Below are 25,947 nucleotides of genomic sequence, written 5' to 3' on the forward strand. Positions count from 1 at the left end.
AAACTCCCGCACCTTACGATGACGCCATGGATACGCTCTGCCGTCCGTCTCCGGTACCGGACGACGCCATGCTGGCCATGGCCCAGGTCGGCAGCGCCGCATGGGTCGTCATGTCCGCCAGCGTGATGCCCTCCAGCGCCTTGCGGACCGCCGTGTTGACCCGGTTCCAGTGACCGGCCATGGCGCAGAATCCTTCTCGCTCGCAGCCGTCTTCCGCCGTCTCGACGCACGCCGTCATGGCGATCGGCCCTTCGAGCGCCTGGATCATGTCGGCCACGGCGATGCGGTCGGCCGGCCGCGCCAGGACATAACCTCCGCTCGCGCCGCGCGCCGAGCGCACCAGACCGGCCCGCACCAGCGCCTTCATCACCTTGGCCACGGTGGGAAGCGGCACGCCCGTCTCGGCCGCCAGTTGTTGCGCCGCCCGCACCCGCCCGGACCGCGCCATGTCCACCAGCAGGACGACCGCATAGTCCGTCAACTTGTTAATTCTGAACATCTTGCGCACCCCATCCGTCGCGCCATCACCGACCCGGCTGACCGCCCAGCCCAATATGGACCAAATCAGTCTCAATTGGATAATCACCCGGCGCCGGGTTTTCAAGGTACTCAAACGCCCTGCCCGACGATTCCTGTTCGGTTGGCCATCGGCCGCTAGAGTGTGACCAAACTGCAATGCCGGAGTGGGACTCTCGGCTTCGGGCAAGGCGCGCGCCGATAACCCGTTGCAAAGCGCGTGCGGCCCAAGGATAAAGCGGGTCAAGCATCCGTGACCGTGGTCTCCGGGTGGGGGCGTGCCCACACCACCACGACCCCACTTACCCCACTCTGTCCGTCAATCAAGAGGAAGGCCATGCAGCAAGACGTCGAGGAGCGTATCCGGCAGCGCGCCCACCAGATCTGGGAAGAGGAAGGCCACCCCGACGGCCGGTCGGAAGAACACTGGGCGCGGGCCACCGCCGAAGTCATGGCCGAGGTCGAAGCCGAGGCGGCGCCCAAGCCCAAACGCACCACGCGCCGCACGAAAAAGACCGAGGACGCGCCGTCGGACGAGGCCGAGGCGACCCCGCGCAAGGCCACCCGCAAACGCACCGCGAAGGCCGAGACGGCGGCGGAGGGCGACGCCGACGCCGCCCCGAAAAAGCGGGCCACGCGCCGGAAGAAGACGGACGACGCTTGATCCTCCGGGAGGCGGCGCGACCCGCCGCCCCATTTCCTTCCCTTGACGGATGAGGCACCGCGCCCCACCCTGTTGGTGCGGTGTGGGATTTGGCGCGACCGCCATACGGGCCGCGCGGCCGAGCCAGAGGGTACCGAGTGGCTCCTCCCAGGCGCGCGGGTGCGCCCTCGCAAAGCCCGACAAAAACCAAACCGGAGACCGATTCCCGATGCTGATGAGCCCCATCGCCGACGCCGTTCGTGCCATCGTCGAGGCGCGGCATGGTGATCCCTTCGCGTTCCTCGGACAACACACGGGCAGCGCCGATGGCACGGTTGCCACGGGGCGGTGCGTGCGCGCCTTCCTGCCCTGGGCCGTGTCCGTCCAGGTGATCGACCCTGAGGGATCGACGGTGCTGGCGGACGCAGAACGCCTCGACGAAACCGGCCTGTTCGGCGCCGATCTTCCGGACGCGACGGAGACCTTCGCCTACAAGCTGAGGGTCACGAGCCCGGAATTGACCTTTGACATGTGGGACCCGTACAGCTTCCCGCCGGTGCTGGGGGAACTGGACACCTACTTCATCGGCGAGGGCACGCACCTCAAGCTTTACGAAAAGATGGGCGCCCACATGGCGACCCTGGCCGGCGTGCGCGGCGCCGCCTTCACGGTGTGGGCGCCGAACGCCCAGCGGGTCAGCGTGGTCGGGGACTTCAACGGCTGGGACGGGCGCCAGCATCCCATGCGCAAACACCTCAACTGCGGCGTCTGGGAGATCTTCCTGCCCGAGGTACCGGAGGGCACGCGCTACAAGTACGAAATCCTCGGCGCCGACGGCAACCTGATGCCGCTGAAGTCCGACCCGTACGCCTTTTATTGCGAGGTGCCGCCGGCCACGGCCTCGGTCGTCTACGACCTGGGCGACTACGATTGGACCGATCAGGACTGGATGGAGCGGCGCGCGACCACCGTCGACCGTTCGGCCCCCATGTCCATCTACGAAATCCACCTCGGCTCGTGGAAGCGGGTGGTGGACGCCGAGACCGGCGAAACGCGCCCCATGACCTACCGCGAACTGGCCGAGGAATTGCCGGCCTATGTCAGCGAGCTGGGCTTCACGCACATCGAACTGCTGCCGGTCAACGAGCATCCGTTCGACGGCTCCTGGGGGTATCAGCCCATTGGCCTGTTCGCGCCGACCAGCCGGTTCGGCACGCCCGACGACTTCCGCTATTTCGTCGACCGCTGCCACGCCGCCGGCCTGGGCATCATCATCGACTGGGTGGCCGGCCACTTCCCGGAAGACGCGCACGGCCTGGTCTGGTTCGACGGCACGCACCTGTACGAGCACGCCGACCCCCGCCAGGGCCGGCACATGGACTGGGGCACCCTGATCTACAACTACGGTCGCACCGAGGTGCGCAACTTCCTGCTGGCCAACGCCCTGTTCTGGCTCGACAAGTTCCACATCGACGGGCTGCGCGTCGATGCCGTCGCCTCCATGCTTTACCTGGACTACAGCCGCGAGGGCGACGACTGGATCCCCAACAAGTACGGCGGCCGCGAGAACCTGGAGGCCATCGACTTCCTGCGCCGCATGAACGAACTGGTCTACGGCCACTTCCCCGGCGCCATCACGCTGGCCGAGGAAAGCACGGCTTGGCCGATGGTCTCACGGCCGACCTACCTGGGCGGGCTGGGCTTCGGCTACAAGTGGAACATGGGGTGGATGAACGACACCCTGCGCTACATCGGCGAGGACCCGATCCATCGCTGTTATCACCACAACGACCTGACGTTCAGCCTGATCTACGCCTTCAACGAGAACTTCGTCCTGCCGCTGTCCCACGACGAGGTGGTGCACGGCAAGCGCTCGATCCTGGGCCGGATGCCCGGCGATTGCTGGCAGCAGTTCGCCAACATGCGCGCCTATCTGGCGTATATGTGGACCCACCCAGGCAAGAAGCTGTTGTTCATGGGCACCGAGTTCGCCCAGGGCCGGGAGTGGAACTATCAGACCAGTCTCGACTGGCACCTGATGGACATCGACTGGCACGCGCGGATGCATACCCTGGTGACCGAACTGAACCGGCTGTACCGGGACCTGCCGGCGCTGCACGTGCACGACTGCGAGAGTGACGGGTTCGCCTGGATCGACTGCACGGACTACCAGAACAGCATCATCGCCTACGTGCGGCGCGAAAGCACCGCGGCCGACGCCCCGTTCGTGTTGGTGGTCTGCAACCTGACCCCGATCGTGCGGGAAGACTATCGCATCGGCGCCCCGCGCGCCGGTTGGTATTCCGAGATCCTGAACACCGACAGCGAGGCCTTCGGCGGCTCCGGCGTTGGCAACGACCGCGTGGTGACGCTGCCGCAGGAAAGCCACGGTCACCCGCAGAGCCTGCTGCTGACGCTGCCGCCGCTGGCGACGATCGTGCTGCGTCCCGACGACGCGGCATAGGAGAGCCGGATGGCGCGCCGGACGAAGGTCGAAGCGGGGCGGCCCGATCCGCTGGGTGTGACCGTTTTGAGAGGCGGGCTCAATGTCGCCGTTCCGGCGCCCGACGCGACCGCCGTCGAGGTGTGCCTGTTCGATGGACCGGATGGGCCGGAAACGGCCCGGGTTTCCCTGCCCGCCCGCGACCCGCGCGGCATCTGGCATGGCCTGTTGCGCGGCCTGAAGGAGGGGCAGGTGTACGGGCTGCGCGTGCATGGCCCCTACGACCCTGCCCACGGCCACCGCCACAATCCGCACAAGCTGTTGGTGGACCCCTGGGCGCGGGAGATCGTCGGGCGGGTGAGCCCGGACGACGCCACGTTCGGTTTCACGCGCGGCGGGCCGGACGCCGACCTGACCTTCGATGACCGCGACAGCGCGCCGTTCATGCCCCGGGCGGTGGCCCGCAAGCCGGCCAAGCCGCCGCCGCCGGGACCCCGCACCCCCTGGGCCGACACCATCCTGTACGAGGCGCACGTCAAGGGCCTGACCATGCGCCACCCGGAGGTCCCCGAGGCGGATCGCGGCACGTTCCGGGGTGTGGCGCATCCGGCCATCATCGGCCACTTGACGGATTTGGGCATCACGGCGCTGGAACTGCTGCCCGTGTTCGCGTTCTCGGACGAGCGCCATCTGCCGCCGCTGGGCCTGTCCAACTCCTGGGGCTACAACCCATATGCCTTCCTGGCCCCCGACCCGCGCTACGGCACGCCGGACGACTTCCGCGCCATGGTCGCCGCCCTGCATGACGCCGGGATCGAGGTGATCCTGGACGTGGTCTACAACCACTCGGCTGAAAGCGACGAGTTGGGCCAGACGCTGAGCCTGCGCGGGCTGGGCAACCGGACCTTCTACCGCACCCGCGACGGCGGCCGGCGCTATGTCAACGATGGTGGCTGCGGCAACACCCTGCGCCTGGAGGACCCGTTGTGCCTGCGGCTGGTGATGGACAGCCTGCGCCATTGGGTGACGGACATGGGCGTGGACGGCTTCCGCTTTGACCTAGCCGCGACGCTGGCCCGCCATCATGGGCCGTTTGATCCGACCGGGCCGTTCCTGGCGGCCATCGCCCAGGATCCGGTGCTGTCCGAGGTCAAGCTGATCGCCGAGCCGTGGGACCTTGGCGAGGGCGGGCACAACAGCGGCCGATTCCCGGCGCCGTGGGCGGAGTGGAACGACAGCTTCCGCGACGCCGTGCGGTCGTTCTTCGCCGGCACCGGCGACCCCGGCGGCCTGGCCAGCGCCCTGGCCGGCACCAGCCACCTGTTCGAGCCGTCCGGCCGTCCGCCCCAGGCCAGCGTCAACTTCATCACCGCCCACGACGGGTTTACCCTGCGCGATCTCGTCACCTACAACGAGAAGCACAACGAGGCCAACGGCGAGCACAACCGCGACGGCACGACCCAAAACCTGTCCTGGAACGGCGGCGTCGAGGGCGAAACCGACGACCCCGCCATCGTCGCCAACCGTGACGAACGGCGGCACGGGCTGATGACCGCGCTGCTGACGGCGCTGGGTGTGCCGATGATCCTGGCCGGTGACGAGATCGGCCACACCCAGCGCGGCAACAATAATGCCTACAGCCAGGACAATGAGCTGACCTGGCTGGACTGGGAGAACGCCGATTGGGCGTTCCGCGATTTCGTGCGCGACATGATCGCTTGGCGCAAGGCCACCCCGGCGGTGCGGCGCACCGCGTTCTTCACCGGCGCCGTCGATCCGGACACAGGCGAGCGCGACGTGACATGGCTGGACGGCGTCGGCGTGCCGCGCCAGACCAGCGACGACTGGGCGCGCGACCGCGAATCCCTGGGAGTCCTGTGGGGCGAGGCCGACACGCCCGGGCCGCTGATGTTCCTGGCGCCGAGGCGATGATCGTTTCTTGTAGAGTGCGCTCGCATCGAAGGTGCAGCGCACCATCGAATTGTCAGCCGGTGCGTTGCCCGCCTCTGCGAGGCGGTCGAACGCACCCTACCCTGTCCTACCCTTTCAGGCCAAAAAACATCCCCGCCACGATGGCCGCCCCCTCCTCCGTCCCCGTGGGCCGGGCCGGTGGGCCGGGTGGCGGCTGGCGCAGCAGCGCCTCCAGATCGTCGACAATGTCGCCCGCGCGCAGCCGCGCCGCATCGACGGCGCGCAACGGGGCGTACCCTTCCAGCCACGCGCGCAGGTGCGGTTCCTCGGGCCAGTCGTCGCCGCGCGGCAGGTAGAGCGTGGGCACGCCCGCGAATCCGCACTCCGTCGTCATGCCGTAGCCCAGCTTGGTGACCACGGCGTCCACCGACGCGAGGATATCGGAAAACGGCAACGCCGGCACCCGGTCCATGTCGATCGCGTCGGGATGATCCGCCGCCACGCCCCCGCGCGTGAGCCAGTGCCAGCCGGTGCCACGCGGCCACGCCGCAAGGTCCAGCCCCGAATTCACGCCGCCGAAGGTGACCAGGGCCAACCGCGCGCCCTCGTCCAGACCGAGCGCGCGGCACACCTCCTCCCGCCGCGCCCGCCCGGGCACGCCCACCGGACCGATGCCGATCCGATTCGGCAGATCGTCCATGGGCATGGCCGCGTCCGGCACCAGGACGGCCCGAGCACTCCCGTACGCCGCCTCCATGGCCGCCAGGATCCCCGGCGCCTCCGGTCGGTCGGCGAAGTAGTGCCGGTAGATGTGCAACCACGTCAGCGGCGCCAGCACGACGGACGGAACCCCAAGCCGCGCCGCCGCCGCCAGGGCGATGTATCCGGCATTTGACAGCACCAGATCGGGCGCGTGCGCGGCCATCCGCGCCGCCGCGCGCGCCACCACCGCGTCCCAGTCGTCATGCAGGGCGCGATACCGCGCGGCGCTGGCCTCGACATCGATGCGCGTCGAGTCGATCATCGACAAGCCGAAATCCTCGGTCTCGGCCACCACGGTCAACGGCCCCGGCACCCGCGCGCGGACGATGGGTTCCGGCAGGGTCGTTTCCAGCACCACGGACACATCCGGGCGCCGCGCCGTCAAGGCGCCCAGCACGGCCCCGGTCATGGCCAGATGGCCGTAGCCGTGCGGCGTCACGGCGGCGTAAAGGACGGGCGACGAGGCTTTGTGATCCACCCGACTGACCGGCCTCAGGCGAGGATGCCGAATCGCTGCGTCAGGCCATTGGCCGCGCTGTACGCGGCGGCGGCGAGGGCAAAGGGATTGGTGTCCTCCGGTACGGTGGCCCCGCCGCCCTCAACGGGCGCCCCCTGCGGCCCCTGCTCGGCCAGGCCGGCCGTCTCCAGGCCGGACTGGACCCGAGCCTCTACGGCATACAGCCCGCCGTCCGGCCCGATCTCATAGCGCATGACCACCGTCTCGCCCACGCCGGCCCGGCCCGCCTGCTGGCGGGCGCTACTGTCGAGAGCCTGCAACCGGCGGACCTCCGCCGATTCCTCTGGCGTCAGATCATCCGATTCGGTCGGCTGCCCGCCCCCGCCCGTGCTGGGTCCCTCCGCCGGGCCGGCGACCGCCCCAACACCATCTGTCTCGGCCTCGGACGCCAAGCCGACAAAACTCGTGATCGTCGTGTCACCACCAAGAAGGGTTTCGTCGAGGTCACCAAGGACCCCGAGCACGCCGGTCGACAACGACGGCGCCTGGCCAATGAACACCACGCCGGACGGATTCGGCCCCGCCGCGGCCCGGGCCGCCGGCCGGTTGGCGCCTTCGTTTGCTGTGGGTGTTGCCCTCTCGCGCGCCACGCGCGCGGACGCCCCCTCCACCGCCTGCACGCCGGTCTGGAGGAGTTCCTGGTGTCTTGCGAAGGCTATCGGAACGGGCTCGAACATGGCTGGGATCGACCGTGTTTATGCCAACAACCACGCAAACATATGTTTAATTGTTGGTAAAAATCAAGACGGCGGATCCCGGTTCTCGATGCCGTCATCGCGCCGCCTCAGCCCCACAACCCTACCGGCGGCGGACCCATGTGGCCGTGGTCGTAGGCAATGCCGGGCTCGCGGTCGCGGCTCAGCAGCACCGGCCCGTCCAGGTCCACCACATCGGCCGTGGCCGCGACCACGGCGGCTGGCGCCATGGCCAGAGACGTGCCCACCATGCACCCGACCATCAGGCCCAGACCGCGCGCTCGCGCCGCCGCCGCCATGTCCAGCGCCTCGGTCAGCCCCCCCGCCTTGTCGAGCTTGACGTTGACCGCGCCATACAATTCGGCCAGCCGGGCCACATCAGGGGTCACGTGCGCGCTCTCGTCGGCGCACAGAGTGACGGGCGTCTCCAAACCTGCCAGAGCGCCGTCCAGCTCAGCCGGCAGCGGCTGTTCCAGCAGGCGGACCCGCAACGACTCCAGGTCGGGCAGGATGGCGCGGAGTTGATCGAGGGACCACGCCTCGTTGGCATCGACGATCAAGTCCGCCTCCGGCGCGCCGGACCGCACGGCGGCGATGCGTGACAGCGGATCGTCGTCCCCGACCTTGATCTTCAGAAGTGGACGGTCGGCCAGCGCACGGGCCTTTTCGGCCATCACGTCCGGCGCGGCGATGGAAATCGTCTCCGCCGTGACCATGCGGGCCGGCGGCGCGGGCACGCCGGCGATCTCCCAGGCGCGCCGGCCGGACCGCTTCGCTTCCAGGTCCCACAGAGCGGCGTCCAGTGCGTTGCGGGCCGCGCCAGCCGGCATCTGCGCGCGTAACGCCTGCCGGTCCAGCCCCGGTGTCCAGTCCCGGATGGCCTGGACCACCGACTCGGGCGTTTCCCCGTACCGGGCGTAGGGCACGCCTTCGCCGCGTCCGGACAGGCCAGCGTCGGTGATGGTGGCCACCACCACCACCGCCTCCGTCCGCGTGCCGCGCGAGATGGTGAAGCCGCCGGCGATGGGCCAGCGTTCGACATCAACCCGGACCTCAGCCATCGGCCAGCAACCGGTCCACCAGCGGCTCAACCCCGCCGCGTACCGGATCGACCACCGGCATCCCCAGGCGCTCGCCAGCGTCGTGCATGACCCGCCGGGCCGCGTCGTCGTCCAGCGCCGAGGTGTTGAAGCAGGCGCCGATGAACCGCGCGTCAGGACTCACCAACCGCGCGCACCTGAGGTTCAGATCCACGCAGTCCTCCAGGTCGGGCAACGGGAACCCGGGAAGGCCGCGCATGTGCGCCCGGCCCGGCTCGTGGCACAGCACCAGATACTGGGGCTGCGCGCCGTGCAGAAGGCCCAGCGAAACCCCCGCGTAAGACGCATGAAACAGGCTGCCCTGCCCCTCGACCAGGTCGTAGTGATCATGGTCGTTGCCGGGGCACAGAACCTCGGTCGCGCCGGAAATGAAATCGGCCACCACGGCATCCACGCTCACGCCGCCGCCAGCGATGAGAATGCCGGTCTGGCCGGTGGCGCGGAAGTCGACCTTCAGCCCGCGCGCCTTCATGGTCCGTTCCATGGCCAGCATGGCGTACATCTTGCCGACGGAGCAGTCGGTGCCGACTGCCAGCACGCGCTTGCCGGGGCGGGGAACGCCATGGGCCACGGGGAAGGCCTCGGTCGGGTGCCGCACGTCATGCAGGGCACGGCCGTAATCCTGCGCCAGTTCAACAAGCTCCGGGATATCGTTCAGACGCTGGTGGAGACCAGCCGCGATGTCCAGGCCGTTCTCCAGCGCCTCGCGGAACACCGAACGCCACGTCTCGCCGATGACGCCACCCCGGTTGGCCACGCCCACCACCAGGGTCGCCGCGCCGTGCGCCGCCGCCTCCTCGACCGTCATGTCGGGCAGGCCCAGGGTCGTCTCGCAGCCCGGCAGGCGAAGCTGGCCGACGCAGATGTCCGGCCGCCAGTGATGAATGCCGCGCGCCGTCTTGGCGGCCAGATGATCCGGGGCGTCGCCCAGGAACAGGAGATAGGGTTGGCTCAGGTGCATGGAAACGGACCCCGCGCATGATCGGGACAGAGATGCCCCGGAACGTATGCGCCCTTTTGCTCCGGCGAAAGGGGCTGTGTATAACGCTGGGCTCCGCCCCTGTGATCCCCGCCCGAGAGACCCATCATGACCGACTCCCTGTATGCCCTGCTCGAGTCCCGCTTTCCCGCCGACCGATCCAAGCCCCTGCTGGAGACCGAGGACGGCACGACGGTCACCTATGCCGACGCCGAGGCCCTGGCCGCGCGCATGGCCAGGGCCCTGTCGGATCGGGGTGTGACCAAGGGAGATCGGGTGGCGGTGCAGGTGGACAAGTCGCCGGAGGCCCTGATCCTGTATCTGGCCTGCCTGCGGGCGGGGTTCGTGTTCCTGCCCATGAACACGGCGTATCGGCCGGACGAGGTGGACTATCTGGTCGGCAACGCCGAGCCGGCGGCGGTGGTCTGCCGGCCGGACGACGAGGCCACCGTGCGCGATATCGCCGCAAAACACGGCAGCCCCCATGTGCTGACCCTGGGGACGGACGGGTCGGGCAGCCTGGCCGACGCCGCCGCGACCGCACCGGCGGCGTTCCCGGTGGTGGACTGCGCGGCCGACGATCTGGCCGCCATGCTCTACACCAGCGGCACGACCGGCAAGCCCAAGGGCGCCATGCTCACCCACCGCAACCTCGCCGCCAACGGCCTGGACCTGGTGGACAGCTGGCGCTTCACGGCGGACGACGTGCTGTTGCACGCCCTGCCCATCTTCCACGCGCATGGGTTGTTCGTGGCCTGCCACTGCGTGCTGCTGGCGGGCGCGTCGATGATCTGGCTGCCCGGATTCACCCGCGAGCAGGTGGTGAGCCTGCTACCCCGGGCGACGACCTTCATGGGCGTGCCGACGTTCTACACCCGCCTGCTGGGCGGCACGGATTTCAACCGCGCGGCCTGCGCCTCCATGCGGCTGTTCACGGCCGGCTCGGCGCCGCTGCTGGCGGAAACGCACGAGGCATTCCAGGCGCGCACCGGGCACGCCATCCTGGAACGCTACGGCATGACCGAGACCGGCATGTTGACCGGCAACCCCTATGACGGCGAGCGCCGGCCGGGCTCGGTGGGCTTTCCGTTCCCGCAGGTCGAGGTGCGTATTGCCGACGAGCAGGACCGGCCGTTGGGCACGGACGAGATCGGCGGCATCCAGGTGCGCGGCCCCAACATCATGAAGGGCTACTGGAAGCTGCCGGAGAAGACCGCAGAGGAATTCACCGCCGACGGCTGGTTCCGCACCGGCGACGTTGGGCGGATCGACGACCGGGACTATCTGTTCATCGTCGGCCGCGCCAAGGATCTGGTGATCTCCGGCGGCTACAACGTCTATCCGAAAGAGGTCGAATCGGTGATCGACGACCTGCCCGGCGTGGTGGAGAGCGCGGTGATCGGCGTGCCGCATCCGGACTTCGGCGAGGGCGTGGTGGCCGTGGTGGTGCCGGCGGGCGACGGCGCGCCCGACGAGGCCGTCGTGATCGCCCACTGCAAGGACCACCTCGCCAACTACAAGACGCCGAAGCGGGTGTTCTTTGTGCCCGAACTGCCGCGCAACACCATGGGCAAGGTGCAGAAGGCCCAGTTGCGGGAGGAACACGCGGGGGTATTCGGGGGGTGACGCTCGTGCCTACTCACACGCTGGCAATTCGGAGGCCTTGATCGCGCCGCCGGTCAAGGCCTCCAGGCGATAGCGCGCCGATGCCACGTCCGCCCCGGCCTGGGCCGCTTCGGCCTCGGCGGCGTGCAGGCGGCTGTAGGCTCGCATCAGGTCGGTGCGTTCGGCGTCGGTGACGCCATCCGCCTCGATCGCCGCGATCAGATCGCGCAGCCGCGCCTGATAGTCCCGCGTCGCCAGTAGCCGCCCGCAGGCGCCGGAGGCTCGGCCGGTCGATCCCTCCACCCGCGCGGCCGGTGGCGTCATGGTGCCCGGCGTGGGCTGATGTGCGTACGGCGGTGCGGGCGCGCACGCCCCGAGAAGCATCGCTGCCCCAACGAAGCCCATCCGCCCGACCCCGTTCATCGCTTGCCGCTCCTCTTCTCTTGGCGCTGGACTTGGCGTGCACAGCGCTCCAGGGTGCGCATCCCAATTCCCACTGTCGACACGGACATCCTCATGACCGGTCCCGCCCCAGCCCGTGGGCTGTATGTGCCCGTTTTGACCCCGTTCCTCGACGACCTGTCGGTCGACGTGCCGCGCTTCATCGGCCATTGCCGGTGGCTGCTGGCGCACGGCGCCGATGGGCTGGCGGTGTTCGGCACCACCTCCGAGGCCAACAGCCTTGGCCTGGACGAGAAGATCGACCTGCTCGGCCACCTCATCGAGGCCGGCATTCCCGCCGACCGCCTCATGCCGGGTACCGGGACCTGCGCCATCCCGGACACGGTCCGGCTGACGCGGGCGGCGGTCGAGGCCGGTTGTGGCGGTGTCCTGATGCTGCCGCCGTTCTACTACAAGGGCGTCTCGGACGATGGTCTGTTCGCCGCGTTCGACGCCGTGATTCAACAGGTGGGGGACGCGCGGCTGCGGATCTACCTCTATCATTTCCCGCAACTCAGTCAGATCCCGATTCCCCTGGCGGTGATCGGGCGGCTGATCACCGCGTATCCGGAAACCGCAGTGGGGCTCAAGGACAGTTCCGGATCCTGGGACAACACCCGCGCCCTGCTGGAGCGCTTCCCCGGATTTGGCGTCTTCCCCGGATCGGAAGCGCGCCTGCTGGACGCCTTGCGCCTCGGCGCGCCCGGCTGCATCACGGCGACCGCCAACGTCAACGCGGCCGGGATTGCCGCCCTCTTGGCTGGCTGGGAAGGTCCGGACGCCGAGGCCCTGCAGCAACGCGCCGCCGCCGTCCGCGCGGTGTTCTCCGGCCATCCCCTCATCCCGGCGCTGAAGGCCGTGCTGGCCATGGCGCGCGCGGACGGGGCGTGGCGCCGCCCGCGCCCGCCGTTGCTGCCGTTCGATGAGGGTATGGGACGCGCTTTGGCCGACCAGCTTTCCACCCTGGGGGTGGACGCATCCGTTGAGTAAAGGGGTGGTCCCTGATGCGAAAAACCGCCGCGAGGGTCCCCTCGCGGCGGTCTGTTCGCGCGGCGCGTTTTTTTGTGCTGTCGTCGCGCCGTCGGACGGTCCTCCCTGATCCCACTTGCGTGGTGGGGCCACTTAATCGGAGCCATGCAGAAAAGGCAACAAAAATCGTTATTGCGATGCAAAAAACGCATGGCACAAAAATCCATGCTATACGGACTCGCCATTTTCCCGCATCACGCGCGCCAACGTCAACACATCCACCGCCGCCGCGCCCCCGTTCCGCAACACGCGTGCGCCCTCCGCCAGGGTCGCCCCGGTGGTCAGCACGTCGTCGACCAGCAGGATTCGCCGCCCCGCCACACGCTCCGGCCGCAGCAGGCGGAACGCCCCGCGGACGTTCTCGACCCGCCCGGCCGCGCCAAGGCCACCCTGGGTTGGGGTCGCCTTGGCCCGGATCAGGAGGCGCGCCGCCCAGGGGCGCCGGGCGCGGCGCGCCACCGCCGCCGCCAGCAGGGCCGACTGGTTGAAGCGCCGGCGCCACAGGCGCGTCCGGTGCAGGGGAACCGGTATGATCAGGTCGGCCGACTCGAGCAACGACGCGCCCGCCCGCGCCATCCATCCGCCCAGCGCGCCAGCGGCGTCCGTGCGGTCACCATGCTTGAACGCCAGCAGCAGCGGCCGCGCGCCGTCGTCGTAGATCAGCGCCGCCCGCGCCCGGTGCCACGGCGGCGGACGCCGGGCACAGGCCGCGCACAGCAGGCCGGCGGCCTCCTCGGCCACCGGCTCGGCCCAGTCACCGCCGAACGGCACGCCGCAGCGGTGGCACAGGGGCGGGGTGATGAACGTCGCCTCGCGGAAACAGGCGACACACAACGCACCGTCGCCGGCCACGACCTCGCCGCAGCGCAGGCAGCGCGGCGGCAGGATCAGGTCGAGCGCGGGACGGGCCAACTGGTCCATAACAGAACGACCCAAGGTCCGCGCGAGGCTGTGGTGCGGCGACGGCATGACCAAATGATGCGTCCGGGCCGTCCGGCCCGCAATGGAAACCCTGTCGGCCCGTCTCGCCGTGCGGGGCGTCTTAACATCGCCATCGTGTCGGGTCATAGTCAGATGCATGAGCGATTCGGCCCCTGACAGCATGACCGTTTTCGACCGTCGCCTCGTCCGACAGCGACGCGAGCGTGCCGCCGCCGGTTGGGACGGCTTCGACTTCCTGATCCGCGAGACAGCCGACCGGCTGGTGGAGCGTCTTGACGACATCGCCCGGACGTTTCCGGTGGCGCTCGATCTGGGCTGCCATGGCGGCGAGGTGGCCAGCGCCCTAGACGGGCGAGGGGGAATCGAAACCCTGATCCAGGCCGATCTGGCGCCAGCCATGGTCCGACGCGCCGCCGCCACGCACGGCGGCCCGGTGCTGGCCTGCGACGAAGAGGCGCTTCCCGTCGCCCCGGGATCCCTGGACGCGATCCTGAGCAACCTGTCCCTGCACTGGGTGAACGACCTGCCCGGCGCTTTGGTCCAGGCGCGGCAGGCGCTGCGGCCGGACGGCCTGTTCCTGGCCAGTCTGCTGGGTGGAGCGACCCTGAGCGAGTTGCGCACCTGTCTGGCCGATGCCGAGATCGAGATCACCGGCGGCCTGTCGCCCCGCACCTCGCCGCTGGCCGACGTTCGGGACGTGGGAAACCTGTTGTCGCGGGCCGGCTTCGCCCTGCCGACGGTGGACGCGGATTTGATCACGGTCCGCTACGAGAGCCCGCTGCGGCTGTTCCAGGACCTGCGCGGCATGGGCGAGAGCAATGCCGTGCTCATGCGCCGCAAGGGCCTGGGGCGCCGCGATGTCCTGATGCGGGCGGCCGAACTCTATCTGGACCGGCACGCCAGCGCCGACGGCCGGGCTCCGGCCACGTTCGAGGTCATCACCCTGACCGCCTGGGCACCGGACCCCAGCCAGCCGAAGCCTTTGCCCCCCGGCAGCGGTCGCGCCAACCTGAGCGATGCCCTGACCGGCCCCGACACCCTGCATTGATCACGACACCGAGACGAGAGGCGCGGCCACCACGATGGATCTCCCGACACCGCTGCTCCGGGGCACCCTTGTCAAACGCTACAAGCGATTCATGGCCGACGTGACCCTGGACGACGGCACCACGGTCACGGCCCATTGTCCGAACTCGGGGTCGATGCTGTCGGTGCAGCCGCCCGGCGCCGAGGTCTGGCTGTCCCGCGCCGACAATCCCAACCGCAAGCTCAAGTACACGTGGGAACTGGTCCGCGTCGGCGATCACCTGGTGGGGATCAACACGCATCGGCCGAACGCCATCGTCGCCGAGGCCGTGGCGGCCGGGGCCGTTCCCGCGCTCTCGGGCTATGACAGCGTGCGCCGCGAGGTGAAGTACGGCCGCAACAGCCGTATCGACCTGCTGTTGCAGGCCCCCGATCGTTCCAGTTGCTATGTCGAGGTCAAGAACGTCCACATGAAGCGGGATCCGGCCGTCCCCGGACCGGCCGAGTTCCCGGACGCCGTGACCGGCCGGGGCGCCAAGCACCTGGAGGAACTCATCGACATGGCCGCCGCCGGCCACAGGGCGGTCATGGTTTTTCTCGTCCAGCGCGGCGATAGCGATCGCGTCCGCATTGCAGGGGATATCGATCCGGCCTATTTTGAGGCTTTGGGTCGTGCCGTGTCGCTCGGGGTCGAGGTTGTGTGCCTCGCCTGCTCCGTGACATGCGAACGGATCGTTGTGGCCGGCCCCCTCCCCCTTGATCTGGATCCTCCACCGTCATGATCGAAGCCGCCGCCCGTTCCGAGTCCCAGGTCGTGGTGCACGGCGCAGAGGCGTTTGCCGCCATGCGACGGGCCGGCCGCCTGGCTGCGGAAACCCTGGATTTCATCACGCCCTACGTCCAGCCCGGCGTCACGACAGAGTCGCTGGACCGGCTGTGCGCGGAGTTCATCGCCGACCACGGCGCCGTCAGTGCCCCCCTGAACTACAAGGGGTTCCCGAAGAGCATCTGCACCTCGATCAATCACGTGGTGTGTCACGGCATTCCGGGACCCAAGACCCTCAAGGACGGGGACATCGTCAACATCGACGTCACGCCGATCCTGAACGGCTGGCACGGCGATTCGAGCCGGATGTTCTATGTCGGCAACGTCGGCGTGAAGGCCCGCCGCCTGTGCGAGGTGACCTACGAGGCCATGATGCGCGGGATCGAGGCCATCCAGCCGGGCGCCACCCTGGGCGACATCGGCCACGCCATCCAAGCCTATGCCGAGGCGCAGCGGTACTCGGTGGTGCGTGACTTCTGCGGCCACGGTCTCGGCCGGGTGTTCCATACGGCCCCCAGCGTCATGCACTTCGGCCGGCCCGGCACAGGACTGGAATTGCAAGAAGGCATGATTTTCACCATCGAGCCGATGATCAACGCCGGCCGGTACGAGACCAAGGTCCTCTCGGACGGCTGGACCGCCGTGACCAAGGACCGCTCCCTGTCGGCCCAGTTCGAACACACCATCGGCGTGACGGCGGCCGGCTGCGAGATTTTCACGCTGTCGCCGAAGGGCTGGCACTGCCCGCCGTATGAGGGAGCCGAGACACGCGCGCCCGTCACCGCCTCTGCCGGCTAAAGAACGCCCACAGCGTTTCCGTGGCGTTCAGGGCGCGGCTGGGTTCGTCGCCCACGCGGCTGCCGCGTCGACCGCCCGGCCAAGCGTGGCCATTGTCGAGAACCAGGACGCGCACGACCTCGACGCCGGCCGGGCAGGCGTGCCGCCAGATCGAAACCTTGGGCGGCGCGGATTCATTCCGCGCTGCCGGATCGCAGCCATTGGCGGCGGCCCAGAATGCACCCTGATAGGCCGCCGGCTTGAGGGGTGTTCCATCCCAGGCCTTGGCGAACAGGCCACCGCTCTGCCCACCCTCGGTCGGAACGGACTCGTCCAGGGCGCCATTGATGATGATCGCCGAGACGCCGGACGAGGGCCTCGGCTCGTCCCCGAACAGACCAGCGATGACCGGCCCGATCGCCGCGACTTGATCCGACAGGCCGATGCCGGCCCAATGCGCCATCATGCCGCCGTTCGAGAGGCCGGTGACATAGACGCGATCCGGATCCACGGCCTGGTCGCGAACCAGTCGATCAATCAGCGCGCCGAGGAACCCGATGTCGTCGATGCGCCGTCGCATGGCGTACCCACAGCAATGCCCGGCATTCCATGTGAACATGCGGTCGCGGCGGGATGTACCCTCCGGATAGGCGACGATGAAGCCCTCGCGACGGGCCAGACGACCGAATCCGGTCATGCGGGCCGCACTCTCTGCCGTTCCTCCGCCACCGTGCAGAACCAGCACCAGCGGCACCCGTCCCGCCCCTTGCACGGCGTTCCGAGGCACATCCAGCAAATAGCGCCGCTCCATCCCACCATGAACCAGCCTGTGCTCCGTCAGATCTTGTGCGTGGGCCCCTCGGATCAAGTCCGGCCGGACAGGCGCCGCGCCTAGCCCGATCAGCACACAGAGAACACCCAGCAACGCGAATCCCGTCGTCCGCCTCATGGCGCCGCCCCTTTCATCAACCATGAATGGGTTCGACTGTGCAAATAACTTGCCAGCGTTTCAAGAGACTGCACCATGACATCAACGATGATCGGTCTGACGGTGTGTCGCGAAACCAACCAGCAGCACGCCTACCCCACCACCCTCTCCATGGCATCGGCCACGGTCTGGATCACCTTGACGCGGGCGTGTCGCTTGTCGTTGGCCTCCACCAGGGTCCAGGGGGCGATATGGGTACTGGTGCGCTCGACCATCTCGTTGACCGCCCGTTCATAGTCGTCCCATTTTTCCCGGTTGCGCCAGTCTTCGTCGGTCAGTTTCCAGCTCTTGTACGGGGTTTCCTGGCGCGACTGGAACCGCGCCAGTTGCTCCTCCTTGGTGATGTGCAGCCAGAATTTGCACAGGACCATGCCGTGCTGGACGAGTTGTTCCTCGAAGTCGCGAATCTCGGCGTAGGCGCGACGGCATTCCTCCTCGCTGGCGAAGCCTTCGATCCGCTCCACGAGAACGCGGCCGTACCAGGAACGGTCAAACACGGTCACGCGCCCGGCCCGCCCGAGTTGCCGCCAGAACCGCCAGAGGTAATGGTGCGCCATTTCCTCGTCCGTCGGCGCGGCCACCGGGATGACCTGGAGCTGCCGGGCATCCAGCGCGCGGGTCAGGCGGCGGATGGCGCCGCCCTTGCCGGCGGCGTCCCACCCCTCGAACACCAACACTGTGGAAATGCCTTTCGCCCGCGCCTTGCGCTGCAAAATGGCCAGACGGCCCTGCTGGCGGCCGAGGCTGGTTCGGTACTCCTTCTTCGCGATCGCCTGGGTCATGTCCAGGGTGTCCAGCACGGTCGGCAAGCGGGCTGTCACGACAGGGTCGGCGGCGGCGCGATCGGGGCCGGTCTCCGGCCCCGGCCCCGTGTGTGCACGCGCCTCCGCCAACGCCTTTCGGTCCTTTAGGTGGCGTGACAGGGCGTCGCGCACCCCCTGAAGCACCGTCAGCGAGCGATAGCGGTGGTCCTGGCCCTCGACGATGGTCCAGCGCGCCTCGGCCACCGAGGTCCGCGCGAGCAGGCGTTCGGCGGCGTGAATGAACGAATCGTACATCTCCCAGTGTTTCCAGTCCTGGGCCGTGACCCGCCAGCTTTCGTTCGGATCCTTCTCCAGCGCCTTCAGCCGCTTTTTCTGTGCCTGCTTGCCCAGGTGCATCCAGAACTTGAGGATCAGCGCGCCATCGTCCGCCAGTGTCTTTTCGAACGCGATCACCCGGTTCATGCGTTCGTCGAACACCACCTCGTCGATGGCACCGGTGGCAAAGTCCATGAACGGAGTCGAGTACCAGCACGACAGGAACTGACCGATCCGTCCCTTCGGCGGCAGGTCGCGCCAGAAGCGCCAGTACTCGGGACGCTCCCGTTCCTCGTCCGAGGGCGGGCCGTAGGCGCGCGTGACGATCCAGCGCGGGTCCAACCACTCGTTCAGCAGGTTCATGCTTTCGCTCTTGCCGGCGCCCTCGACCCCGGCGAACACCAGGATGACCGGGAAGTCCGCCGCCCGCAGGGTCTGTTGGAGTTCCAGCATCTCGATGCGCAGCGCCGGTTCCAGCGCCTCGAAATCCTCCTTGCTGACCTTGCGCCCCAGTTCAGCCGTCCGGAACATGCCCGTCTCCCTTGCCCGTCCGGTTGGATCGCGCCACCCGCGGCGCCAGTGCCGGCCCTGCTACCCTAGCGCCGGGCGACGCGGCTTGTCATGCCGCGTCGCACAGACGGAACGGTTTCCTTGAAACCGACCAAGGGGGTGTGAAAACGCGAGACCGTCTGTTAGGGTGTCGTCACTCAGGAGGGCAGGCCCCCCCGAGCGATTCCGTACGTCTGCGCAGGACGGATCGTCTCACCCGGCACAGAACGATGCCGTTGGCGGCGCCGAAACCGCCGACGAGGGTTCGGGTGCGCCGCGTCTCCCTCCCATCGACAACAAGTCACGACCATATTCATGGTCCCTGGTTCTGAGGAGGAAGTCTGAATGGCTGTTCGTGTCGCGATCAACGGCTTCGGCCGCATTGGACGCTTGGTTCTCCGCGCGCTGCTCGAGACCGGGCGGACCGATGTCGAGGTGGTGGCGGTGAACGACCTGGGGTCGCCGGCCGCCAACGCCCACCTGCTCAAGTACGATACCGTGCACGGCACCCTGCCGATGGACGTGTCGTCGACCGACGATTCGATCGTCGTCAGCGGCAAGCCGATCAAGGTCCTGTCCGAACGCGATCCGACGAAGCTGCCCTGGGGCGATCTCGGCATCGACATCGTCATGGAATGCACCGGCATCTTCACCGACCGTGACAAGGCCGCCATGCACCTGACGGCCGGCGCCAAGCGCGTGCTGGTCTCCGCCCCGGCCGGCGGCGCCGACCTGACGGTCGTCTACGGCGTCAACCACGACAAGCTGTCCGGCGAGCACATGGTCGTTTCCAACGCGTCGTGCACCACCAACTGCCTGGCCCCGGTGGCCAAGGTGCTGAACGACACGTTCGGCCTGACGCGCGGCTTCATGACCACCATCCACAGCTACACCGGCGACCAGCGCACCGTCGACACCCTGCACAAGGACCTGCGCCGGGCGCGCGGCGCCGCCGACAATATCATCCCGACCTCCACCGGCGCCGCCAAGGCCGTGGGCTTGGTGCTGCCGGAACTGTCGGGCAAGCTGGACGGCGTCGCCCTGCGCGTGCCGACCCCGAACGTCTCGCTGGTGGACCTGAAGGCCGAACTGGGCAAGAGCACCGACGCCGACGCCATCAACGCCGCCATGACCGAGGCCGCCAAGGGCGCGCTGAAAGGTGTGCTGGACGTCAACACGGCGCCGCTGGTCTCCAGCGACTTCAACCACAACAGCTTCAGTTCGGTCTTCGATGCCACGGGCACGAAGGTCATCGACGGCAATTTCGCCCGCGTGGTGAGCTGGTACGACAACGAGTGGGGCTTCTCGACGCGGATGCTCGACACCGCCGTCGCGATGGCCAAGACCCTGTAGTCCAGCCGGGACGCGGCCCATCGTTGCCGGCCTGAACCGCTTGCACCGTCGCCACGCCGGCCCCCGGCGTGGCGATGTGCCCGTGTGGGCCATGGTGTGAAGCATGACACGGCCGGCCCCGCTCCCACCGATTCGGAGATGCCCGAAATGCCCGATTTCAAGACCATCGACGACCTGGACGTCAACGGCAAGCGCGTGCTGGTGCGCGCCGACCTGAACGTTCCCGTCCGCGACGGCGTCGTCACCGACACCACCCGCATCGACCGCTCGGCCGAGACCATCAAGGACCTGATGGACAAGGGCGCGTGCGTCGTCGTCATGTCGCACTTCGGCCGGCCCAAGGGACAGCGCGTGCCGGAGATGTCGCTGCGCCCCATCGTCGAGCCGCTGTCCAAGGCCCTGGGCGGCGTGCCGGTCGCCTTCGCCGATGACTGCATCGGCCCGGGCGCCGAAACGCTGGTCAACGGCCTGGCACCCGGCGATGTCGCCCTGCTGGAGAACGTCCGCTTCCACGCCGGCGAGGAAAAGAACGACCCGGATCTGGCCCGCCAGTTGGCCGAGCTGGGCGACATCTACGTCAACGACGCCTTTTCGTCGGCGCACCGCGCCCACGCCTCGACCGAATACCTGGCCCAGCTTCTGCCGTCGGCCGCCGGCCGCCTGATGCAGGCCGAACTGGAGGCCCTTGGAAAGGCGTTGGAAAACCCGACGCGGCCGGTCGCCGCCATCGTCGGCGGCGCCAAGGTCTCGACCAAGCTGGACCTGCTCAGCAACATGGTGGCCAAGGTCGACATGCTGATCATCGGCGGCGGCATGGCCAACACGTTCCTGTTCGCCCAGGGCATCGAGATCGGATCCAGCCTGTGCGAGAAGGACATGGCCGACACCGCCCGCGCGGTGCTGGAAAAGGCCAAGGCCGAGGGCTGCGAGATCGTGCTGCCGGTCGACGCCGTCGTCGCCGGCGAGTTCAAGGAAGGCGCGGCCAACGAGACCGTCGACATCAAGGCGGTGCCGGCCGACAAGATGATCCTGGACGTCGGCTCGGCCTCCGCCCGCATGGTCGTGGACAAGCTGGCCGGCTGCAAGACGCTGGTCTGGAACGGCCCGATGGGCGCGTTCGAGATCAAGCCGTTCGACGCCGCGACCAACATGGTCGCCCAGGAGGCCGCCAAACTGACCACCGAGGGCAAGCTGTTGACCGTGGCTGGCGGCGGCGACACCGTCTCCGCGCTCAGCAACGCCGGTGTCGGGGACAAGTTCTCCTACGTCTCCACCGCCGGCGGCGCCTTCCTGGAGTGGCTGGAAGGCAAGACCCTGCCCGGCGTGGCCGCGCTGCGGGACTGAGCGGCGGCCGGCCTTGCGGTTTGACAAACACCTGGACCGGCCCGAAAGTCCCGTGCAGGGGGCGGAACGGCCGGTCCTTTGTTTTCAATCGCTTGCCAAAAGATCTGGAGACGGTTTGTGAGGGTGCTGGTCCTCGGCGCCGGGGTCATCGGCGCCACCACGGCCTGCCTGCTGGCGCGCGACGGCCACGCCGTGACGGTGGTCGACCGCCAGCCCGGCCCCGGCCTCGAAACCAGTTTCGCCAACGGCGGCCAGATCGCCGCCAGCCATGCCGAGCCCTGGGCCAGCCCGCATGTGCTGCCGCAACTCGTCCGCTGGCTGGGCCGCGACGACGCGCCGTTGCAGTTCCGCTGGCTGCGGCTGGACCCGGCCCTGTGGGGCTGGGGCGCGCGCTTTCTGCTCAACTGCCGGTCCAGCGCCCATGCCCGCAACATGGAACGCGCGGTCCGGCTCGCCCTGTACAGCCGCGACCGCCTGCGGTCGCTGCGGTCCGACCTGGGGCTCCGGTACGACGCCCGCACCGACGGCATCCTGCACGTCTACCGTAACCCGCACAGCCTGCGCCCCGCCGGCGCGGCGGCCGAGATCATGACCGCCGCCGGGCTGGAGCGCCACCACATCAGCATCGACGAGGCCGTGGACCGCGAACCGGCTTTGGCCGACGCCGCCCCCTCCCTGGCCGGCGCGTTCTTCAGCCCCGGCGACGAAAGCGGTGACGCGCTGCGGTTCACCGAGTTGATGGCCGAGGACGCCGCCCGGCACGGCGCGCGGATGCTGTACGGGACCGGGGTGCGGCGGCTGCTCCGCAGTGCCGTCAACAGGCACCGCCTGACCGGCGTCATGACCGACACCGGCCCGATCGAGGCCGACGCGGTGGTCCTGGCCCTGGGAAGCTTCTCGCGGCCGCTGGCCCGCACGGTTGGTCTGCGCCTGCCGATCTATCCGGCCAAGGGGTATTCCATCACCCTGGACGTTCGGGAGGGCGACCGCGCCCCGCAGGTCAGCCTCACCGATGACGAGCACCGCATGGTGTTCTCGCGCCTGGGCGACCGGCTCCGCTGTGCCGGCACGGCGGCGCTGGAGGGCTGGAATACGGCGCTCAACCCGGCTCGCGTTGCCCTGACCCTGCGCACGGCTCAGGCCCTGTTTCCACGCGGCGGCAACTACGACGACCCGAACTCCTGGTGTGGGCTGCGGCCGTCGACGCCGGATTCCGTGCCCATCCTGGGGCTGGCGCCCCGCTTCGAGAATTTGTGGCTGAACACCGGGCACGGCACCATGGGCTGGGCCATGGCCGCCGGCTCGGCCCAGGTCACGGCCGACCTGATCGCCGGCCGCGCGCCGGGCATCGAGGTGTCCGACCTTGGCGCCGGACGGTTCTTGGGCGCCTGACAGGGGCGCCTGCCCTGGACGCGCGGGCCTTACGGCACAATGTTAGGCGGGTCGCCCGCCGTCCCATCACCCACCCGGAGACTCCCCCTTGAGCGAGACCGCCTTTGACATCGTGGTCGTCGGCGGCGGCCCCGGCGGCTATGTCGCCGCCATCCGCGCCGCCCAACTCGGCCTGAAGACCGCCGTCGTCGAACGCGAGCACCTGGGCGGAATCTGCCTCAACTGGGGCTGCATCCCCACCAAGGCCCTGCTGCGCACCGCCGACGGCTACCGGATGATGCGCCATGCGAGCGACTTGGGCCTGGCCGCCGACAATGTCCGCTTTGACATCGATAAGGTCGTCAAGCGTTCGCGCGCGGTCGCTGGCCAGCTTTCCAAGGGCGTCGCCCACCTGCTGAAGAAGAACAAGGTGACGGTCTTCGACGGCCACGCCCGGCTGCAGGGCGGCGGAAAACTGTCGGTCACAAAGGACGACAAACCGGTCGCCGACCTGACCGCCGAACACATCATCCTGGCCACCGGCGCGCGCGCCCGTATCCTGCCCGGCATGGAACCGGACGGCAAACTGGTCTGGACCTACAAGGAGGCCATGGTGCCCGCGTCCATGCCGAAGTCGCTCCTGGTCATCGGCTCCGGCGCCATCGGTATCGAGTTCGCCAGCTTCTTCCACGAGATGGGCGCCGACACCACCGTGGTTGAGGTGATGGACCGGATCCTGCCGGTCGAGGACCCGGAGATCTCGACGTTCGCCCGCAAGAGCTTCGAGAAGCAGGGCCTGACCCTGCACACGTCCACCCAGGTCACGGCCCTGGAGAAGGGCGAGGACTCCGTCACCTGCACCCTGGAGGGCAAGGACGGCAAGACCCGCCAGATCACGGTGGATCGGGTGATCGTCGCCGTGGGCATCGTCGGCAACGTCGAGGACATCGGCCTGGAGAACACCAAGGTCGAGGTGGACCGAACCCACGTGACGACCGACGACTGGTGCCGCACGGCCGAGCCCGGCGTCTACGCCATCGGCGATCTGACCGGGCCGCCCTGGCTGGCGCACAAGGCCAGCCACGAGGGCGTGGCCTGCGTCGAGGCCATTGCCGGTGTCGAGGGCGTCCATCCGCTCGACACCCGGCGCATCCCGGCCTGCACCTACTGCCACCCGCAGATCGCCAGTGTCGGCCTGACCGAGGAGCAGGCCAAGGAGGCCGGCCACGAGGTGCGGGTCGGCCGCTTTCCCTTCATCGGCAACGGCAAGGCCATCGCCCTGGGCGACTCCGAGGGCCTGGTGAAGACCGTATTCGACGCCGACACCGGCGAACTGCTGGGCGCCCACATGATCGGCGCCGAGGTCACGGAGCTGATCCAGGGGTATGCGGTGGCCATGACGCTGGAAACCACCGAGGCCGAGCTGATGCACACCGTCTTCCCGCATCCGACCCTGTCGGAGATGATGCACGAGTCCGTCCTTGACGCCTATGGACGGGCCGTCCATTTCTAACTTCATGAATGACGTGACCGTGACACTCCCGGACGCGGAGGCGCCCGCCCCCCGGCCGCGCCACCCGGAAAAGGCCCATCGGCCCGACCAGGAGTCCCCCCGCAAGCCGGACTGGATCCGCGCCAAGGCGCCGACCTCGCGCGAGGCGGCCGAGGTGCGCCGCCTGATGCGGGACAAGAAGCTGGCGACGGTGTGCGAGGAAGCCGCCTGCCCCAACCTGGGCGAATGCTGGAAGCGCCGCCATGCGTCCTTCATGATCCTGGGCGACACCTGCACCCGGGCCTGCGCCTTCTGCAACGTCCGCACCGGCCGCCCGGCGCCGCCCGATGCCGACGAGCCCGAGCGCCTGGCCGAGTCCGTGGCCGCCATGGGGTTGACGCATGTGGTGGTGACCTCGGTGGACCGGGACGACCTGCCGGACGGCGGCGCGCGCCAGTTCCAACGCACCACCGCCGCCATCCGCGCCCTGGCCCCGGCCACGACCGTTGAAATCCTGACGCCGGATTTCCGCGATAAATCAGGCGCCCTGGAGATCGTTCTTGAGACACCGCCCGAGGTGTTCAACCACAACCTTGAGACGGTCCCGCGCCTGTATCCGTCGATCCGCCCGGGCGCGCGGTATTTCACCAGTTTGCGCCTGCTGCAGCGGGCCAAGGAGCGAACGCCGACGCTGTTCACCAAGTCCGGCATCATGCTCGGGCTCGGCGAGACCCCGGAGGAGGTCGCGCAGGTGATGGACGACCTGCGCTCCGCCGGCGTGGATTTCCTGACCATCGGCCAGTATCTCCAGCCGACCCGCAAGCACGCCCCGGTCGACCGGTACGTCACGCCGGAGGAGTTCGAGGCCCACGCCCGCACGGCCCGGGCCAAGGGGTTCCTGCTGGTCTCGGCGACGCCGCTGACCCGATCATCCTATCACGCCGACCGTGATTTCGAGGCCCTGCGCCGCGCCCGTCTGGACCAGTCGAGGACACCCTGACCCCATGCCGACACACGCCGAAAAGCGATTCGTCCCGTACACGCCGCAAGAGATGTATGATCTTGTGGCCGATGTGGAACGCTACCCGCAGTTCCTGCCCTGGTGCCTTGCCTCGCGCATCAAGAAGCGGGAGGGGAACGTTTTTCATGCGGACCTGGTGGTCGGCTTCAAGATGATCCGCGAGCGATTCACGTCTCGGGTGACCCTGACGTCCGGCGAACGCATCGACGTCGCCTATACCGAGGGGCCGTTCCACTATCTGAACAACCACTGGATTTTCGAACCCGCCGAAAAGGGCTGCACCATCGACTTCTATGTCGATTTCGAGTTCCGCTCGGCCTTCCTGCAACGGATCATGGGAAGCTTGTTCAACGAGGCCGTGCGCCGCATGGTCGCCGCGTTCGACAAACGGGCGGAACAGCTCTACGGGCACCGCCCGGAACCGTCGGTCACGCATCACAAGACGCAGCCCAGCCCCTCGACCCCGTAACACGGCGGCCGGCAGGGCTCGACAGGGCGCCGCGACGCGACTAAACAGGGATGGGGGCGTCGCAACAGA

23 protein-coding genes are annotated in these 25,947 nt (G+C 68.6%); 14 read left to right on the forward strand and 9 right to left on the reverse strand.

What is annotated here, in order from left to right; genetic code table 11:
* Positions 1-13 precede the first annotated feature (13 nt).
* Complete coding sequence (locus Q0309_RS16500; protein WP_299443742.1) at positions 14-499, reverse strand: SUF system Fe-S cluster assembly regulator; 486 nt, start codon at positions 497-499, stop codon at positions 14-16.
* A 354-nt stretch (positions 500-853) separates the two neighbouring features.
* Between Q0309_RS16500 and Q0309_RS16505 the strand changes: the two genes are divergently transcribed.
* The 3 genes from Q0309_RS16505 (at position 854) to glgX (ending at position 5,534) form a co-directional block, all read left to right on the forward strand.
* Entirely contained in the window at positions 854-1,180 is a 327-nt protein-coding gene (locus Q0309_RS16505) for a DUF2934 domain-containing protein (protein WP_299443745.1), read from the forward strand.
* Between the two features lie 214 nt (positions 1,181-1,394).
* Complete coding sequence (gene glgB / locus Q0309_RS16510) at positions 1,395-3,623, forward strand: 1,4-alpha-glucan branching protein GlgB (protein ID WP_299443824.1); 2,229 nt, start codon at positions 1,395-1,397, stop codon at positions 3,621-3,623.
* A 9-nt stretch (positions 3,624-3,632) separates the two neighbouring features.
* On the forward strand, positions 3,633-5,534 hold the full coding sequence (glgX, locus tag Q0309_RS16515) for a glycogen debranching protein GlgX (protein ID WP_299443748.1): 1,902 nt from the start codon (positions 3,633-3,635) through the stop codon (positions 5,532-5,534).
* Positions 5,535-5,640: 106 nt separating this feature from the next.
* Here the strand turns inward: glgX and Q0309_RS16520 are convergent, their stop codons facing one another.
* The 4 genes from Q0309_RS16520 to dgcN all read right to left on the reverse strand — a co-directional run bounded on the left by Q0309_RS16520 (position 5,641) and on the right by dgcN (position 9,548).
* Positions 5,641-6,753, reverse strand: a complete 1,113-nt coding sequence (locus Q0309_RS16520) for a hypothetical protein (RefSeq protein ID WP_299443751.1) — start codon at positions 6,751-6,753, stop codon at positions 5,641-5,643.
* A gap of 14 nt (positions 6,754-6,767) precedes the next feature.
* Complete coding sequence (locus Q0309_RS16525; RefSeq protein ID WP_299443754.1) at positions 6,768-7,469, reverse strand: hypothetical protein; 702 nt, start codon at positions 7,467-7,469, stop codon at positions 6,768-6,770.
* Between the two features lie 107 nt (positions 7,470-7,576).
* Complete coding sequence (gene dgcA, locus Q0309_RS16530) at positions 7,577-8,548, reverse strand: N-acetyl-D-Glu racemase DgcA (RefSeq protein WP_299443757.1); 972 nt, start codon at positions 8,546-8,548, stop codon at positions 7,577-7,579.
* On the reverse strand, positions 8,541-9,548 hold the full coding sequence (dgcN, locus tag Q0309_RS16535; RefSeq protein ID WP_299443760.1) for an N-acetyltransferase DgcN: 1,008 nt from the start codon (positions 9,546-9,548) through the stop codon (positions 8,541-8,543). Before dgcN ends, dgcA begins: the two co-directional genes overlap by 8 nt.
* Positions 9,549-9,674: 126 nt before the next feature.
* On the opposite strand from dgcN, the gene Q0309_RS16540 reads away from it, so the two are divergent.
* A complete protein-coding gene (locus tag Q0309_RS16540) occupies positions 9,675-11,192 on the forward strand; it encodes a malonyl-CoA synthase (protein ID WP_299443763.1) in 1,518 nt (505 codons plus the stop codon).
* Between the two features lie 9 nt (positions 11,193-11,201).
* Here Q0309_RS16540 and Q0309_RS16545 read toward each other — a convergent pair whose 3' ends face one another.
* Positions 11,202-11,495, reverse strand: coding sequence for a hypothetical protein (locus tag Q0309_RS16545; RefSeq protein WP_299443766.1), 294 nt, complete (start codon positions 11,493-11,495; stop codon positions 11,202-11,204).
* Positions 11,496-11,687: 192 nt separating this feature from the next.
* Between Q0309_RS16545 and Q0309_RS16550 the strand changes: the two genes are divergently transcribed.
* Positions 11,688-12,602 (forward strand): dihydrodipicolinate synthase family protein, encoded by a 915-nt coding sequence (locus tag Q0309_RS16550; protein WP_299443769.1) that lies wholly within the window; start codon positions 11,688-11,690, stop codon positions 12,600-12,602.
* Positions 12,603-12,809: 207 nt separating this feature from the next.
* On the opposite strand, the gene Q0309_RS16555 is transcribed toward Q0309_RS16550, so the two are convergent.
* The gene (locus Q0309_RS16555; protein WP_299443772.1) at positions 12,810-13,562 is read right to left on the reverse strand and encodes a ComF family protein; all 753 of its coding nucleotides are present in this window, start codon (positions 13,560-13,562) and stop codon (positions 12,810-12,812) included.
* A gap of 181 nt (positions 13,563-13,743) precedes the next feature.
* On the opposite strand from Q0309_RS16555, the gene Q0309_RS16560 reads away from it, so the two are divergent.
* The 3 genes from Q0309_RS16560 to map are packed head-to-tail and all read left to right on the forward strand — an operon-like array spanning position 13,744 to position 16,233.
* Positions 13,744-14,631, forward strand: coding sequence for a methyltransferase domain-containing protein (locus Q0309_RS16560; RefSeq protein ID WP_299443776.1), 888 nt, complete (start codon positions 13,744-13,746; stop codon positions 14,629-14,631).
* Positions 14,632-14,665: 34 nt separating this feature from the next.
* Positions 14,666-15,391: a DNA/RNA nuclease SfsA gene (sfsA, locus tag Q0309_RS16565; RefSeq protein ID WP_299443779.1), complete on the forward strand. Its 726-nt coding sequence runs from the start codon at positions 14,666-14,668 to the stop codon at positions 15,389-15,391.
* Positions 15,388-16,233, forward strand: a complete 846-nt coding sequence (gene map / locus Q0309_RS16570; protein ID WP_299443782.1) for a type I methionyl aminopeptidase — start codon at positions 15,388-15,390, stop codon at positions 16,231-16,233. Before sfsA ends, map begins: the two co-directional genes overlap by 4 nt.
* Here map and Q0309_RS16575 read toward each other — a convergent pair.
* Both Q0309_RS16575 and pap read right to left on the reverse strand, forming a co-directional pair.
* Positions 16,214-17,185 (reverse strand): PHB depolymerase family esterase, encoded by a 972-nt coding sequence (locus Q0309_RS16575; protein WP_366940649.1) that lies wholly within the window; start codon positions 17,183-17,185, stop codon positions 16,214-16,216. The two genes, map and Q0309_RS16575, sit on opposite strands and share 20 nt — an antisense overlap.
* Positions 17,186-17,292: 107 nt before the next feature.
* Positions 17,293-18,810, reverse strand: coding sequence for a polyphosphate:AMP phosphotransferase (pap, locus tag Q0309_RS16580; RefSeq protein ID WP_299443788.1), 1,518 nt, complete (start codon positions 18,808-18,810; stop codon positions 17,293-17,295).
* 363 nt (positions 18,811-19,173) lie between these two features.
* Between pap and gap the strand changes: the two genes are divergently transcribed.
* The 6 genes from gap (at position 19,174) to Q0309_RS16610 (ending at position 25,878) form a co-directional block, all read left to right on the forward strand.
* Positions 19,174-20,181 (forward strand): type I glyceraldehyde-3-phosphate dehydrogenase, encoded by a 1,008-nt coding sequence (gene gap, locus Q0309_RS16585; protein WP_299443791.1) that lies wholly within the window; start codon positions 19,174-19,176, stop codon positions 20,179-20,181.
* A 147-nt stretch (positions 20,182-20,328) separates the two neighbouring features.
* Positions 20,329-21,525: a phosphoglycerate kinase gene (locus tag Q0309_RS16590; RefSeq protein WP_299443794.1), complete on the forward strand. Its 1,197-nt coding sequence runs from the start codon at positions 20,329-20,331 to the stop codon at positions 21,523-21,525.
* Between the two features lie 117 nt (positions 21,526-21,642).
* On the forward strand, positions 21,643-22,917 hold the full coding sequence (locus tag Q0309_RS16595; RefSeq protein ID WP_299443797.1) for a D-amino acid dehydrogenase: 1,275 nt from the start codon (positions 21,643-21,645) through the stop codon (positions 22,915-22,917).
* An 88-nt stretch (positions 22,918-23,005) separates the two neighbouring features.
* On the forward strand, positions 23,006-24,409 hold the full coding sequence (lpdA, locus tag Q0309_RS16600) for a dihydrolipoyl dehydrogenase (RefSeq protein ID WP_299443800.1): 1,404 nt from the start codon (positions 23,006-23,008) through the stop codon (positions 24,407-24,409).
* Between the two features lie 13 nt (positions 24,410-24,422).
* The gene (lipA, locus tag Q0309_RS16605; protein ID WP_299443803.1) at positions 24,423-25,388 is read left to right on the forward strand and encodes a lipoyl synthase; all 966 of its coding nucleotides are present in this window, start codon (positions 24,423-24,425) and stop codon (positions 25,386-25,388) included.
* A gap of 4 nt (positions 25,389-25,392) precedes the next feature.
* Positions 25,393-25,878 carry a type II toxin-antitoxin system RatA family toxin gene (locus Q0309_RS16610; protein ID WP_299443806.1) on the forward strand — a complete coding sequence of 162 codons (486 nt, stop codon included), beginning with the start codon at positions 25,393-25,395 and terminating at the stop codon, positions 25,876-25,878.
* The last annotated feature ends 69 nt before the right edge of the window (positions 25,879-25,947 follow it).

It is taken from the genome of uncultured Rhodospira sp. (assembly GCF_937138205.1).
GTDB lineage: Bacteria > Pseudomonadota > Alphaproteobacteria > Rhodospirillales > Rhodospirillaceae > Rhodospira.